The 14,026-nt window shown below is 70.3% G+C and carries 15 protein-coding genes; 8 read left to right on the forward strand and 7 right to left on the reverse strand.

Annotation, left to right across the window (positions count from 1 at the left end):
• The first annotated feature begins 36 nt into the window (after window positions 1–36).
• Together znuA and dapB are read left to right on the forward strand one after the other, a co-directional pair.
• Entirely contained in the window at window positions 37–999 is a 963-nt protein-coding gene (znuA, locus tag AMK58_RS00590) for a zinc ABC transporter substrate-binding protein ZnuA (protein WP_035670235.1), read from the forward strand.
• A 71-nt stretch (window positions 1,000–1,070) separates the two neighbouring features.
• The gene (gene dapB / locus AMK58_RS00595; RefSeq protein WP_035670232.1) at window positions 1,071–1,868 is read left to right on the forward strand and encodes a 4-hydroxy-tetrahydrodipicolinate reductase; all 798 of its coding nucleotides are present in this window, start codon (window positions 1,071–1,073) and stop codon (window positions 1,866–1,868) included.
• 20 nt (window positions 1,869–1,888) lie between these two features.
• Here dapB and AMK58_RS00600 read toward each other — a convergent pair whose 3' ends face one another.
• Window positions 1,889–2,791, reverse strand: coding sequence for a methylated-DNA--[protein]-cysteine S-methyltransferase (locus AMK58_RS00600; RefSeq protein WP_035670229.1), 903 nt, complete (start codon window positions 2,789–2,791; stop codon window positions 1,889–1,891).
• A gap of 89 nt (window positions 2,792–2,880) precedes the next feature.
• The gene (locus AMK58_RS00605) at window positions 2,881–3,417 is read right to left on the reverse strand and encodes a DUF2244 domain-containing protein (protein ID WP_236778149.1); all 537 of its coding nucleotides are present in this window, start codon (window positions 3,415–3,417) and stop codon (window positions 2,881–2,883) included.
• 76 nt (window positions 3,418–3,493) lie between these two features.
• On the opposite strand from AMK58_RS00605, the gene nth reads away from it, so the two are divergent.
• Window positions 3,494–4,153: an endonuclease III gene (gene nth / locus AMK58_RS00610; RefSeq protein ID WP_104675365.1), complete on the forward strand. Its 660-nt coding sequence runs from the start codon at window positions 3,494–3,496 to the stop codon at window positions 4,151–4,153.
• Window positions 4,154–4,251: 98 nt separating this feature from the next.
• On the opposite strand, the gene AMK58_RS00615 is transcribed toward nth, so the two are convergent.
• Window positions 4,252–5,073 (reverse strand): bactofilin family protein, encoded by an 822-nt coding sequence (locus AMK58_RS00615; RefSeq protein WP_059398476.1) that lies wholly within the window; start codon window positions 5,071–5,073, stop codon window positions 4,252–4,254.
• Between the two features lie 187 nt (window positions 5,074–5,260).
• Window positions 5,261–5,953 (reverse strand): EI24 domain-containing protein, encoded by a 693-nt coding sequence (locus AMK58_RS00620; protein ID WP_035670220.1) that lies wholly within the window; start codon window positions 5,951–5,953, stop codon window positions 5,261–5,263.
• A 177-nt stretch (window positions 5,954–6,130) separates the two neighbouring features.
• Between AMK58_RS00620 and AMK58_RS00625 the strand changes: the two genes are divergently transcribed.
• From AMK58_RS00625 to AMK58_RS00640, 4 genes are all read left to right on the forward strand, one after another.
• Window positions 6,131–7,129: an adenosine kinase gene (locus AMK58_RS00625; RefSeq protein ID WP_035670217.1), complete on the forward strand. Its 999-nt coding sequence runs from the start codon at window positions 6,131–6,133 to the stop codon at window positions 7,127–7,129.
• Between the two features lie 63 nt (window positions 7,130–7,192).
• Window positions 7,193–8,110: a sulfite exporter TauE/SafE family protein gene (locus tag AMK58_RS00630; protein ID WP_035670215.1), complete on the forward strand. Its 918-nt coding sequence runs from the start codon at window positions 7,193–7,195 to the stop codon at window positions 8,108–8,110.
• Window positions 8,107–8,886: a TIGR02186 family protein gene (locus tag AMK58_RS00635; protein ID WP_035670212.1), complete on the forward strand. Its 780-nt coding sequence runs from the start codon at window positions 8,107–8,109 to the stop codon at window positions 8,884–8,886. Before AMK58_RS00630 ends, AMK58_RS00635 begins: the two co-directional genes overlap by 4 nt.
• 3 nt (window positions 8,887–8,889) lie before the next feature.
• The gene (locus AMK58_RS00640) at window positions 8,890–9,441 is read left to right on the forward strand and encodes a universal stress protein (protein WP_035670209.1); all 552 of its coding nucleotides are present in this window, start codon (window positions 8,890–8,892) and stop codon (window positions 9,439–9,441) included.
• A 6-nt stretch (window positions 9,442–9,447) separates the two neighbouring features.
• On the opposite strand, the gene AMK58_RS00645 is transcribed toward AMK58_RS00640, so the two are convergent.
• Complete coding sequence (locus AMK58_RS00645) at window positions 9,448–10,914, reverse strand: fused MFS/spermidine synthase (RefSeq protein WP_059398477.1); 1,467 nt, start codon at window positions 10,912–10,914, stop codon at window positions 9,448–9,450.
• Between the two features lie 30 nt (window positions 10,915–10,944).
• Window positions 10,945–12,189, reverse strand: a complete 1,245-nt coding sequence (locus tag AMK58_RS00650; protein ID WP_035670199.1) for an adenylate/guanylate cyclase domain-containing protein — start codon at window positions 12,187–12,189, stop codon at window positions 10,945–10,947.
• 108 nt (window positions 12,190–12,297) lie between these two features.
• On the opposite strand from AMK58_RS00650, the gene AMK58_RS00655 reads away from it, so the two are divergent.
• Window positions 12,298–12,852, forward strand: coding sequence for a NifU family protein (locus AMK58_RS00655; protein ID WP_035670196.1), 555 nt, complete (start codon window positions 12,298–12,300; stop codon window positions 12,850–12,852).
• A 58-nt stretch (window positions 12,853–12,910) separates the two neighbouring features.
• Here the strand turns inward: AMK58_RS00655 and AMK58_RS00660 are convergent, their stop codons facing one another.
• Complete coding sequence (locus AMK58_RS00660; RefSeq protein WP_035670193.1) at window positions 12,911–13,966, reverse strand: polysaccharide deacetylase family protein; 1,056 nt, start codon at window positions 13,964–13,966, stop codon at window positions 12,911–12,913.
• Window positions 13,967–14,026 lie beyond the last annotated feature (60 nt).

Genomic DNA, 14,026 nt, shown 5'->3' on the forward strand with positions numbered 1-14,026 from the left:
ACCCGGCTGTCCAGTCAGACGATGAGGAACCCACCCATGCGCGCCGCGATGCGTCCCCTGCCGCTTCTTGCCCTTGCTGCCGCCCTTACCGCCAGCCCGGCGCTGGCCGAGGGGCCCAAGGTCGTCGCCTCGATCAAGCCGGTCCATTCCCTGGTCGCCGCGGTGATGGAGGGGGTGGCGGAGCCGGCGCTGATCGTGCGTGGCGCGGCGTCTCCCCACACCTACGCCATGAAGCCGTCGGACGCGAAAGCGCTGGCCGCCGCCGATCTCGTCTTCTGGATCGGGCCGGAGCTGGAGGGCTTCCTCGACAAGCCGGTGACGGCGAACGCCAAGAAGGCCACGTCCGTCACGCTGCTGGAGGCGCCGGGCGTCACCCTGCTCGACGCCCGCGAGGGCGGCGCCTGGGAGGCCCACGACCATGGGCATGAGCACAAGCATGATCACGACCATAAGCATGCTCATGAGGACGAGCATGGCCATGACGAGGTGAACACCCACATCTGGCTCTCCCCCGCCAACGCCCGCGCCATGGTCGCGGCGATCGCCGAGGCTTTGTCGGCCAAGGACCCGGCCAACGCCGCCGCCTACACCGCCAACGCCGAGCGCACCGCCCGCTCCATCGACGCGCTCGACGCGGAGCTGAAGGCGGCGCTGGCCCCGGTGGCCGGCAAGCCCTTCGTCGTCTTCCATGACGCCTACCAGTATTTCGAGGCGCAGTACGGCCTGAACGGCGTCGGCGCCATCACCGTCAACCCGGAACGCCGCCCCTCGGCCAAGCGGCTGTCGGAAATCCGCGCCAAGATCGGCGGCCTCGGCGCCGCCTGCGTCTTCGCCGAACCGCAGTTCGAACCGGCGCTGGTCAACACCATCGTCGAGGGCACCCCGGCGAAGAAGGGCGTGCTCGACCCCGAAGGGGCGGACCTGAAGGATGGCCCCGGCCTCTACCCCGCGCTGATGCGCAACATCGCCGCCTCGCTGAAGGAATGCCTGGGGTCCTGACGCGTCTCGGCGCTTAAGCCTTGCCCCCGGCTGTGCTAGACCCGTGTCGGAATTCTCCCAGGGAGGCAGGCATGAAGATCGGGGTCGTCGGGTGCGCGGGGCGCATGGGGCAGATGCTGGTGCGCGAGATCGCCGCCACGCCGGGCTGCACGCTGGCCGGCGGCACGGAGCGGGTGGGCGGCCCCACGCTCGGCAAGGACATCGGTGTCCTCGCCGGCCTTGAGCCGCTGGGAGTCGTCGCCATCGACGACGCGGCGGCGCTGTTCGCCGAGGCCGACGCGGTGATCGACTTCACCAGCCCCGAGGCCAGCGTCCGCCACGCCGCCCTGGCCGCCCAGTCGCAGACGGTGCTGGTCATCGGCACGACCGGCATCGGCCCGGCCCAGCAGGAGCCCATCGCCCAGGCCGCCACCCACACCCCGATCGTCCAGTCGCCGAACATGTCGCTGGGCGTCAACCTGCTGCTGGCGCTGGTCGAGCAGGTCGGCCGCGCGCTGGGCGACGAATACGACATCGACATCCTGGAGATGCACCACCGCAACAAGGTGGATGCCCCCTCGGGCACCGCGCTCGGCCTCGGCCGGGCGGCGGCGGCGGGGCGCGGGGTGGCGCTGGAGGATGTCTGGCAGAAGGTCCGCGACGGCCACACCGGCGTCCGCCCGCGCGGCGAGATCGGTTTCGCCACGCTGCGCGGCGGCGACGTGATCGGCGATCACACCGTGGTCTTCGCCGCCGAGGGCGAGCGGGTCGAGCTGACCCACAAGGCGTCGGGCCGCCAGATCTACGCCAAGGGCGCGGTCCGCGCGGCGCTGTGGGCCAACGACAAGCAGCCCGGCCTCTACAGCATGAAGGACGTGCTGGGGATGTGATCGGTCAGGCCGCGGTTCCCTTAAGCCGCGGCCTCGTCCTCCGGCAGGACGTGCCCCTGCTCCCAGGCGAGCAGGGCGCGCTTGCGGGGGACGCCGTAGCGGTAGTTGTGGATGATCCCCGACTTCTGGATCACCCGATGGCAGGGGATCAGCACGCAGACCGGGTTGCGCCCCACCGCCGCCCCCACCGCCCGCATGGCGGTCGGCTGGCCGATGGCGCGGGCCACGTCCTCGTAGGACACGACGGCGCCCGAGGGGATGCGCAGCAGCGCCTCCCACACCTTGATCTGGAAATTGGTGCCCTTCATCAGCAGGCGCAGCGGTTCACCGCCTGTGGAACCGTCCTTGGCGAAACCGTCCCAGCGAAAGGCGCGGGCGGCGACCGGGCGGGTGGCGTCGGCGTCCTCCACCAGACGGGCGGCCGGCCAGGCGGCGGCCATCTCGGCCAGCGCGTCGCGTCCGTCCTCCTCCTCGGCGAAGCTCAGCCAGCAGACGCCGCGCTCGGTGGCGGCGACCAGCGACGGGCCGAAGGGAGTGGAGTGCAGGCCCCAGCGGATGGTCAGCCCGCCGCCCAGCGCCTTGTACTCGCCCGGCGTCATCGCCTCGCAGGCGACGAACAGGTCGTGCAGCCGCGACGGCCCGGACAGCCCGACGTCCAGCGCCACGTCCAGCACGCTCTGGTTCGCGGCAAGCAGCCGCTTGGCGTTGTCCAGCGTCAGGAACTGCAGGAAGCGCTTCGGGCTGATCCCCGCCCATTGGGTGAACAGCCGCTGGAAATGGAAGGGGCTCATGCCGGCGACCGCGGCCAGCTCGTCCAGTCCCGGCTGGTCCTGCCAATGGTCCACGAGATGGCGGATGGCGGCGGCGATGGCGCGGTGGCGTCGCGCGTCGACTGGGTCTTCGGCAGGGTTCAGGCATGGCATGGCGGTTCTCTCCCAGGCTCCATGGCCGGCGCAGGATGCGCCGCCGGAGCGGACCGACCAACCCGTTTCTTGCGCATTCCTACAGGCGGTCAGGGCACCGGTTCGGGATGGCAGGGGGCACGGCGCCACAGGGCCAGCGCGCCGCGCAGCGCCTTGGCGAAATCCGCCCGCTCCTCCGGAGTCAGGAAGGCGCCGACGGCCACCGACTGCCCGTGCGAGGTGAGGGTCACCCGGCCGCCGTGCCGGGGCGGGCCGTCCAGGGTGACGCGCAGCCAGTTGGGCTGGAGGCTCCACCGCCGCTCCGGCTTGTTCCGGGCGACGCGCTGGACGGTCAGGTCGGTGTCGGTCAGGCGCACCCGCTCGTACAGCTGGGCGGCCCGGTTGTTGACGCGGAAGGCCAGCCAAAGGATCACCACGTCCAGCCCACAGAAGGGCACCACCGGCCACGCCCCGTTGGCAGCGAAGATGCCGGCAATCAGCAGGTTGGCGAGGATCACGACGCCCATCAGAACACGGAACCCGTGCTGACCCAGGCTGCGGTGCGGGTGCAGGATCGCGTCGAAGAAGACGCGGGAAGCCGGGAGCAGGGCCGGGGAAGGAGCCGGGGAGGGGGTATGACGGGCCATGGTCATGCACACAAACTAGTGCGCATCGGGCGCGCCTTCCACCCGGCGTGTTTGCAAGAACAACCGGGGTCCCGCTATGCTGCGCCCCATGAAGCCCGCCGCCGTTCAGGAATTCTTCCGCCGCCTCAGCGCCGCCAACCCGGAGCCGAAGAGCGAGCTGGAATACGTCAATCCGTACACGCTCCTGGTCGCCGTCGTGCTGTCGGCTCAGGCCACCGATGTCGGCGTCAACAAGGCCACCGGCCCGCTGTTCCAAATCGTCACCACGCCGCAGCAGATGGTGGAGCTGGGGGAGGAGCGGCTGCGCGGCTACATCAAGACCATCGGTCTGTTCAACACCAAGGCCAAGAACGTCATCCGGCTGTCGGAAATCCTGGTCGCCCAGTATGGCGGCGAGGTGCCGCGCGACCGCGAGGCTCTGGAAACCCTGCCGGGGGTCGGGCGCAAGACCGCCAACGTGGTGCTGAACGTTGCCTTCGGCGAGGAGACCATCGCGGTGGACACCCACATCTTCCGCGTCGGCAACCGCACCGGCCTCGCCCCCGGCAAGACGCCCGACGCGGTGGAGGCCAAGCTGCTGAAGGTGGTTCCCAAGGCCTACCGCCGGCACGCCCACCACTGGCTGATCCTGCACGGCCGCTACGTCTGCAAGGCCCGCAAGCCCGACTGTCTCGTCTGTCCGGTCAGCGACCTGTGCGGCTTCAAGGACAAGGTCCTACCGGCTGCCGTGGTGTGATGTTTCCCGTGAAACGGCCGCGATCGCCGCAAAAAGAAAAAGCCCGGCGAGGGTTCGATCCTCGCCGGGCTTGATCGTGAAACCGCGTTTAACGGCGTTTAGCCGTCGACCACGATGGGGTCGAGCGCGGCCGGCGCCGGGGCCGCTTCCGCCGGGGCGGCGGGGGTTGCGGCGGGCTTGGCCGCCGGGGTGTATTTGCCGATCTCGCCGTTCAGCAGGGCGCCGGCCTCGACCGCCAGCTCGCCGTACTTGATCGAGCCGTTGATCTTGCCGGTGGAGCGCACGGTCAGACGGCCGCGCACGATGATGTCACCCTCGAAGCGGCCGCCGATGTCGGCCTCGTCGATCTCGACGGCGCCCTTGAACAGGCCGGTCTCGGCGATCTCGATGGACCGGCCGTCGCGCAGCTTGGCCTCCACCGTGCCTTCCACGACCAGAATGTCGCAGGACCCGATCTCGCCGTTCAGCGAGATGTCGCGGCCGACGATCAGCCGGCGCTGGTCGCTGGCGAGCGGGGCGGCGGGCGGCGGAGCGACCGGGGCGGGGGCCGCGGCGGGCGCCGAAGCCGGGGCGCCGTACCCCTCGGGACGGCGCGGCGCGGCACCCGGCAGGTCGACGGTGCGGCGCGGAATGTCCGTCGGCTTGTAGCTGGAACCGGGGATCGGGGCGCCGGCCGGCGGCTTCGGGGTGCTCGTGTTCATCTCGGGTCCCTTGGAGGAAAACGGCTCGGGTTGCGGCGTGCGGGCGGCCGGGGCGGGGCCGGCCGGCGGAATCGCCACGGACGGGTTGCTCAGGGAGGCGAGCGGCGACACCGCCGCCACGGGTTCGGCGGCGCCCGCCTGCGGTGCGGCCGGGGTGGCCGGGTCGGCGCTTTGGGTCTTCGGCGCACCGACGGGCGGATTCTTTCGTCCGAACAGCATGAACGTTGATCCCCAGGTCAGTCAGGTCGTTGGGCAGGTCGTGGAGGTCGGGTGATCGGCGGCGGTGACGCATGACCGGGCCCGACCGACAGCGGCCAAAAGACCACCCCGCCGGGGTAACACGGTCATCCGGCCGGCCGCAAGTGGGCTTTGGTGCACGGTCGGGGCCGCGCCGCACCGCGGTCCGTCACAGCCCTTCCTGGCGGGAAAGGCCCGTCATGGACCCCGTCATGGAATGGTAGATGTGGACCATGAAGGCGCTCGCGATCACCGGCACCAGCAGGTTGACGAAAGGAATTGTCGAAAGAAAGGCAATTACCGCGCCAGCCAAAAATGGTTTCAACGGGCTGGAACGCCGCAGAAACCCCGCCTCCTTCCGTCCCATCCGCCGGATCGCCACCATCTCGAAATATTCGCGGCCGAGAAGATAGCCGTTGGCGGTGTAGAAGATCAGCAGGTTCAACCCCGGCACCATCAGATACAGGGGCAGGGCGAACAGGTTGACCAGCAGGACGATGGCGAAAAAGCGCAGCGCGGTCAGCAGTTCTTCGCCAAGGCCGGTCTGGCGGGGTGGCGGCAACTGGGGATAGTGGCGCCGTTCCACCGCCTGCACCACCTCGTCGAGGAAGAAGCTGGACACCATGCCGACCGTGGCGGGAAACAGCACCCAGGCCAGCAACAGGACCGCCAGCCCGCCGAGCACGTCCAGCACCCCGTCGACCCAGGCGTAGCCGGTCAGCGCCGTGTGGAACAGCGCCCACCACACCGCCCCGGCCAGAAGGGCGAAGGCCAGGATGGCGGACAGCACGCCGATCCACACGACGCGGCGGGACGCCGGGTCGGAAAGCTGTCCAATGGCGAGAAGCAGGGCGCGGATCATACGGACTCTCTCGATGGGGCCTTTGCGGTCGGGCGACGCTTATCTACGACGGCGGGCCGTTCCATTCCAGGGGCCCTTGCGCCGCGCTTGAGATGTGAAGGCGGACCGCTATACTCGCGCCCGGTTTTCCTCCACGGTCCAGACACCGCATTTCCCCAGCATTTCCAAGGAGCGCCCATGGCCACGGCCGAATTCGACGTCACCGGCGTCGGCAACGCCATCGTCGATGTGATTGCCCATGCCGACGACGCCTTTCTCACGGCCAACGGCATCGAGAAGGGCGCGATGACGCTGATCGACGCCGCCCGCGCCGAGGAGCTGTACGGCCGCATGGGCCCGGGCATCGAGGTGTCGGGCGGCTCCGCCGGCAACACCATGGCCGGCATCGCCTCGCTGGGCGGCAAAGGCGCCTACATCGGCAAGGTCCACGGCGACCAGCTTGGCCAGGTCTTCCGCCACGACATCCGCGCCGCCGGCGTGCATTTCGAGACGGCGGCCGGCCATGGCGGCGCCCCGACGGCGCGCTGCCTGATCCTGGTGACACCGGACGCCCAGCGCTCCATGAACACCTTCCTGGGCGCCTGCGTGGAGCTGGGACCGGAGGACATCGACGAGGCGCTGATCGCCAACTCGCAGGTCACCTACCTGGAAGGCTATCTGTGGGACCCGCCCCGCGCCAAGGAAGCCTTCCGCAAGGCCGCCGCGACCGCCCACGGCGCCGGGCGCAAGGTCTCGCTCTCGCTGTCCGACAGCTTCTGCGTCCACCGCCACCACGCGGAGTTCATGGACCTCGTCGAGGGCCATGTCGACATCCTGTTCGCCAACGAGCATGAGATCACCGCCCTCTACAAGACCGACCGCTTCGAGGACGCGCTGGAGGCGGTAAAGCGCCTCGGCAAGACCGCCGCCCTGACGCGCAGCGAGAAGGGCGCCGTCATCGTCTCCGGCGGGGAGGTGGTCGAGGTTCCCGCATCCCCGGTCGCCCGCGTGGTCGACACCACGGGGGCCGGCGACCTCTACGCCGCCGGCTTCCTCTACGGCTTCACCCGCGGCATGGCCCCGGCGGTGTGCGGCCGCATCGGCGCGCTGGCCGCCGCGGAGATCATCAGCCACGTCGGCCCCCGTCCGGAGGTCGTGCTGGCCGATCTGCTTAAAGACGCGGGCGTTCCGGCCTAATTGCCGTAACAGCGCCTGTACGGTATAAGCTGGCGGACCTTCCCGTCCGCCGGCTTTGCCCCCATGCAAGTGTATCTGCCGATCGCCGAGATGTCGGTCAACGCCCTGCTCGTGCTCGGCATGGGGGGGCTCGTCGGCTTCCTGTCCGGGATGTTCGGGGTGGGCGGCGGCTTCCTGATGACGCCGCTGCTGATCTTCATCGGCGTTCCGCCCGCCATCGCGGTGGGCACCCAGGCCAACCAGCTCGTCGCCGCCAGCGTGTCGGGCGTGCTCGCCCACTGGCGCCGCGGCAACGTGGACGTCAAGCTCGGCGTCGTCATGCTGCTGGGCGGCATGGTCGGCACGGTGGTCGGTGTCTGGATCTTCTCCATCTTGCAGCGGATCGGCCAGATCGACGCGGCGATCACGCTGTCCTACGTCTTCTTCCTCGGCACCATCGGCACGATGATGATGGTCGAGGCCAGCCGCGCGCTGATCCGCCGCCGCGCCCCCACCGCCAAGCGGGGCAAGCTGCACCGCCACATGTGGCTGCATGGGCTGCCGCTGAAGATGCGCTTCCAGCGCTCCAAGCTCTACATCTCCGCCCTGCTGCCGGCCGGGATCGGGGCGGTCGGCGGGATGCTGGTGGCGATCATGGGCATCGGCGGCGGCTTCATGCTGGTGCCGGCGATGATCTATCTGTTGAACATGCCGACCGGGCTGGTGGCCGGCACCTCGCTGTTCCAGATCATCTTCACCACGGCGATGGCGACGCTGCTCCAGGCGGCGACCAACCAGACGGTGGACGTGATGCTGGCGCTGCTGCTGCTGATCGGCGGGGTGGTCGGCGCGCAGTTCGGCACCAAGGCCGGCGGCCGGCTGCGCGGCGAGCAGGCGCGCCTTCTGCTGGCCTCGCTGGTCGTCGCGGTGGCGCTGAAGCTCGCCTTCGATCTGGTGATGGAACCGAACGACGTCTTCACCATCTCGACGAGGATGTCGTGAGCGCTGCCGGCAAGGGCGCCGGGCGGCTGTGGTCCGTCCGGATCGCCGGCGGGCTGGTGGGGCTTCTGGCGGGGGTGTTCCTGGCCGCCACGGTCTGGGCGCAGCAGCTCGTCGCCGACCTGTCGAGCCACCTGATCGCCATCACCACCGGCTTCACCGGGACGGAGGTCGTGCTGTTCGGCACCACCGACGGGGCGGGCGACGTCGCCATCGTGGTGACCGGCCCGCGCACCCCGGTCACGGTGCGCCGCAAGGAGCGCATCGCCGGCATCTGGATCAACGCGCGCAGTGTGCGGTTCGAACAGGTGCCCGGTTACTACATGGTCGCGACGAACCGCCCGCTGGACCAGTTCGTCGGCCGCCCGGTGCTGGAACGTCACCAGATCGGCCTGCCGAACCTCCAGCTCGGCCCGCGCGAGCAGCTGGCCCCGGACCAGCTCGCCCTGTTCCGCTCCGCCCTGATCCGCAACAAGCAGCGGGCCGGGCTCTACGGCATCACGCTGGGGCAGGTGGCCTTTCTCGGCGAGCGGTTGTTCCGGACCAACATCTATTTCCCGGCCAATGTGCCGACGGGGCTGTACAATGTGGAAGCGCTGCTGATCCGCGACGGCGAGGTGGTCAGCGCCCAGACCACGCCGCTGGTGGTGTCCAAGGTCGGCTTCAGCGCGGAAATCTACGACTTTGCGCGCAACCAGCCGATGATTTACGGTGTTGCCGCGGTGATTGGCGCCATCGCCGCCGGCTGGCTGGCCGGCGCCATCTTCCGGAGGGTGTGACCCATGTCCGATCCGATTGCGACCGATCCGATTGCGACCGCTTCCACGGCGACTGGCCCGGCCGTTGCCGAACCGGATTCCACGGCCAAGCCGCCGGTCCGCATCTTCCTGGTCGTGGTGGACGAGAGCCCGGAGCTTCAGCTCGCCTTGCGCTACGCCTGCCTGCGCGCCCGCAAGTCGGGGGGCAAGGTGGCGCTGCTCTACGTCATCGAGCCGGGCGAGGTTCAGCAGTGGCTGGCCCTGGAGAACCTGATGCGCGAGGAGCAGCGCGCGGAGGCGGAGCAGAAGCTGCAGAAGCTCGCCCGTGACGTGAACCGGCTGACCGGCACCCTGCCGGCCCTGTACGTGCGCGAGGGCAACCGCCGCGACGAGGTGCTGGCCCTGATCGACGAGGAGCCGAGCATCTCCATCCTTGTGCTGGCCGCCGGCGTCGATCCGGAGGGGCCGGGGCCGCTGATTTCCTACTTCACCAACCGCGGCCTCGCGAAGATGCGCATTCCGCTGACCATCGTGCCGGGCGGCATCGGCATCGACGCGCTGGACGCCATCACCTGAGGCGTCTCAACGTCCATAGAGGGCGGTAAGGCTGCGCTGATCGATGTCGGACCGGTCGTCGGTCAGCACCGGGTGCCCGGCCAGTTCGGCGGGAGCAAGTGTCTCCAGAATGCGCGAGGCCGCGTACGTCGCACCCGGCGGAGCGGCGCGCAGGCGTACGCTCAGATCCTCAAGCGTACGCGCCTCCTTCGTGGCGATCAGCAGGTAATTCCCGCGCCCGGCGTCGGCGACGTACACCGACGGGAAGACCGCGCCCTGGGTCGTGGCCAGCGGCCCGACCAGGGCCTCGCGGTCCATGGGCGAGGCGACGTTCATCACCAGCACGCCGCCCGGCGCCACCCGCCGCTCCACCGCCGCGAAGAACTCCCGGGTCGCCGTGAAGAAGGGGATCAGCGCGGTCGAGTAGAGGTCGACGATCACCACATCGTGCTGCTCCGGCGACCGCTCGACATGGCGGCGGGCGTCCTCCACGGCGACGCGCACCTCCGGCCGCAGGCCGAACCTCTCGCGCGCCACGTCGACCACCGCGGGGTCCAGCTCCACGCCCAGGATGTCGGCGCCGGGCCAGCTGTCGAGGATTTCCTTGGCGGCGGCCCCGCCGGCCAGCCCCAGAACCAGGACGCGCGTGCCGTTGCCCAGGGCCGGGACGGCGGCGAACAGGTCGTAATAGAGGCCGGTCGGGCCGCCGTCCTTGCGCAGCCGCGACTGGGTCGCCCAGGCCACGTTCAGGTGCAGGCGGGTCTGCTCGGCGTCCTCCTGCACCATGATCGTGTTGTGCGGCGTCTCGCGGTAGAGGGCGAAGCCCTGCCCCTCGCCATGGCCGGCGGCCCAGGCCAGGGGAACCGCCAGGGCCGCGGCGGCGGCCACCCGTTTCCCACCCGGAACGAACAGGCAGGCGAGCGCCGGCAGGACCGCCGCCAGGGCGTAGCCCGCCGACACCCCGACTTGCGGGATCGCGTAGAAGGAGGCGAAGAAGGTGCCGCCGATGCTGCCCAGCGTGCCGACCGCGTAGATCCGCCCCGCCGCCGCCGCACCGGTCAGGCTGCTCAAGCCCGCGCAGATCGGCGATACCATGGCCAGCGCGAAGGACGGCAGGCCGAGGATCAGCGCCGCCCCGACGACCGACCCCTCCACCGCGTTGAAGCGGCCCGCGGCGTCGGCGAGCATCGGCTTGCCCAGCCAGGGCGTCAGTGCCGCCGCGGCGACCCCGGCCAGCAGGGCGGCGCGCAGCGCCGGCACCGCCTTGGGCCCGTCGCCGAGCTGCCCGCCGGTCCAGTAGCCGGCGGCCATGAAGGTCATCACCACGCCGATGACGGCGCCCCACTGATAGACCGAATAGCCGAAATGCGGCGCCATCAGCCGTCCGCCGAGGATTTCCATCATCATCAGCGACCAGCCCGCGGAAAAGGCGGCGGCGGCCAGCGCGAAGGAGCGGAGGGACGGGCGGGCGGGGGAGGGATCGCGACCGCTCAAGGCCGGCGCCCGGGGGTTCGTTGCAGCGCCCTATTCATCGGTCCCTTCATTGGTCCCTGTCTTCTCCTTCAGCCCATAGACCTCGATCGGGTCGTTCAGCCCCTTCACCGGGTGCCAGCCGACCGAGACGAGGCGGCTGGCGCAGGCCTCGGCCACCTCGGCGGAGGTCAGGACGTTGCGGTCCAGGCGGCTGCACAGCCCCTCGATCCGGCTGACCAGATTGACCGCCGGGCCGATGACGGTGAAGTCCAGCCGGTTGGCGGAGCCGATGTTGCCGTACATGACCTCGCCCATGTGGAGCGCGATGCCGCAGCGCAGGGTGGGCTGGCCCCAGGCGGAGCGTTCGGCGTTGCGGGCGGCCATGTCGGTCAGCGCCTCCTGCGCGGCGTCCAGCGCCTTGGTGCAGGCGGCGGCCCCGGTCGGGTCGCTCTCCTCCAGCGGGAAGATGGCCAGCATGGCGTCGCCGATGAACTTCATGATCTCGCCGCCGCGGCTTTCCACGGCGCCGCCCATGATCTCGAAATAGCCGTTCAGCAGGGCGATCAGCTCCTCGCGCGGCAGCCGGTCGGCCAGCGAGGTGAAGCCGCGCAGGTCGCAGTACCACAGCACCGCGCGGACATTGGCGCCGGTACCACGCCGGATGTCGCCGGACAGGATGCGCGCGCCGGTGCGGTGGCCGACATAGGTGTCCAGCACCGTCGTCGCCAGCCGCCGCAGCGCCAGCGTCTCCAGCACCGCGCCCAGCGCCGGCAGCACCGCGTCGACCAGCGCCAGATCGGCGGTGGAGAAGCCGCCGGGCCGGTCGGTGGTGAAGCTCAGCACGTTGCGCCGTCCCCCGGCGAACAGCACGGTCATGGCGACGTAGTCGGTCGCCCCCTGCGCTTTCAGCTCGGCGAAGACCGGGTATGGGTAGGGCGGCTCCATCTGCTCCAGCCGGTAGCGCAGGCCGTCGGCGCCGTCCTCGATCAGGGTGGCGAAGGGGCTGGTCAGGTATTCGTCGCTGGTCTCGGTGCCGTGGGCGCGGGTGGCGATCTCCACCTGCTCGGCGTTGCGGCGCCAGAAGAAGGCGATGGTGCGGATCTGCGGGTGCAGCAGGGGCAGGGCGCAGACCGCGCGCAGCAGCGGAACGCCGGACGCCATCAGGCGCCGGCAGAACCGGTCCATCATCTGCTCGAAGCCGGGCGCGTGCCGGCCTTCCAGAAGCAGCCATTCGACGACCTCCCGCGCGGCGTCGTCGACGGATGGGGCCGGTGCGGTGGCCGCGGGCGGTGCCATGCTCACGGATCGATAACCATAAAGATGCGATGCTTGATCTGTCGGCGGATTCTGCCCAAGTTTCGCCTACGCCGCCAGTGTTGTTCGGCGCCGATGGAGGATATCACCATGTTCATTCAGACCGAGCAGACGCCCAACCCGGCGACTCTCAAGTTCCTGCCGGGGCGTGACGTGCTCGGACGCGGCACCGCGGACTTCCCGTCCCGCGAGGGTGCCGCCGCTTCGCCGCTGGCCCAGCGGCTGTTCGAGATCGACGGGGTCCAGGGCGTCTTCCTGGGCGCCGACTTCGTGACCATCACCAAGGCCGGCGACAAGGAGTGGTTCCTGCTGAAGCCGTCGATCCTCGGCGTCATCATGGAGCATTTCACCGCCAACCGGCCGGTGCTTCTGGAAGAGGCTTCCGGTGACGGCCACGCCGCCAGCGCCGACGACGACGAGATCGTCACCCAGATCAAGGAGCTGCTGGACACCCGCGTGCGCCCGGCGGTGGCCCAGGACGGCGGCGACATCACCTTCTACGGCTTCGAGGAGGGCGTGGTGTATCTGGAGATGAAGGGGGCCTGCTCCGGCTGTCCCAGTTCCACCGCCACGCTGAAGGCCGGCATCGAGAACATGCTGCGCCACTACATCCCCGAGGTGGTCGAGGTCCGCGCCGTCCGCTGACGGCATCCACCGGACGGGTGTGGCCGGCACAGGCCGCGCCCGTCCGGCGTTTCTCCGCTTATTCCGGCACCACGAACTGCATGCCCAGCCAGCGCCACCGTCCCTCGGGGGCGGGCAGGGTGCAGTTCACGCGCGTGCGCCCCGGCGGGAAGGGGTCGCGGATGCGCACCTCCACCCGGTCCTCCGTCACGCGCTCCAGCGCCGTCCGGCCCTGGCCGGCGGCGAAGCAGGCCAGGCGGGCGATGTCGCCGATCTCGTCCGACACGGTGAAGCCGATCGACGGCGGGTTGACGGTCAGCAGCGGATCGTCGGGCGTCAGGTCGGTCACCGGCAGCGGCAGCGCGTTGGCGGCCAGCCGGAAGCGGTCGACGCTGCCGAAACTCTCGTTCATCACGAAACGCGGCAGGGTCGCCCGGTCGGCCTGCGGGTGCAGGACGCCCGACTGCTGGCCGAAGGCGGCGGCGAAGCCCTGCTCCGTCACGATGGTCCGCAGCGCCGACGACACCTCGCCCTGCGGGTAGGCGAACAGGGTGGGGCGCTGGCCGGTTTCCGCCTGCAGCCGGTCGGCCATGCGGCGCAGCTCCGCCTTCACCTCCTCGGCGGGGCGGGACACCAGCGACTGGGTGGAGGCGCCGAGCCCGCCGAGCGTGACCCCGGCGGCGGCGAGCTGCCGCACCTCCGCCCAGCTCATATGGGCGGGCGACCCGCGGTCTATGGCGTCGGTCGCCACGAACAGGGTGAAGGGAAGCCTCGCCGCCTTCAGCCGCGGCCACGCCTCGCGGAAGGCGGAGCCGCTGGCCTCGTCGATGGTGATTGCCACCGTCCGGTCGGGCAGCGGCGCGCCGCTGCGCAGCGCCTCCAGGATGCGGGGCAGGGGCAGGACCTGATAGTCACCGTCCTGAAGCTCGTCCAGATGGGCTTCGAACTGGTCGATCCGGATGCTGATGGACGGAGTCTGGTCCTCGCCGAAGCGGTCGTAGGCGAAGACGACGGCGGTGTTCGTGGTTCCATCTCCAGCAACGGCGGGCGCCGCAACGCCGGGGCTTCCCGCCAGGGCCTGGAAGGCCCAGGCGGCGGCCACGGCGAAGAGGGTGGCGGCGCGGCGGAACGGCATGGCGGCCTGTCGTGGGTCCGGAACGGTCGCGCGGCCGGACGAGGGTCCGGGCTGCGCCAC

The organism is Azospirillum brasilense, from assembly GCF_001315015.1.
Taxonomy (GTDB): domain Bacteria; phylum Pseudomonadota; class Alphaproteobacteria; order Azospirillales; family Azospirillaceae; genus Azospirillum; species Azospirillum brasilense.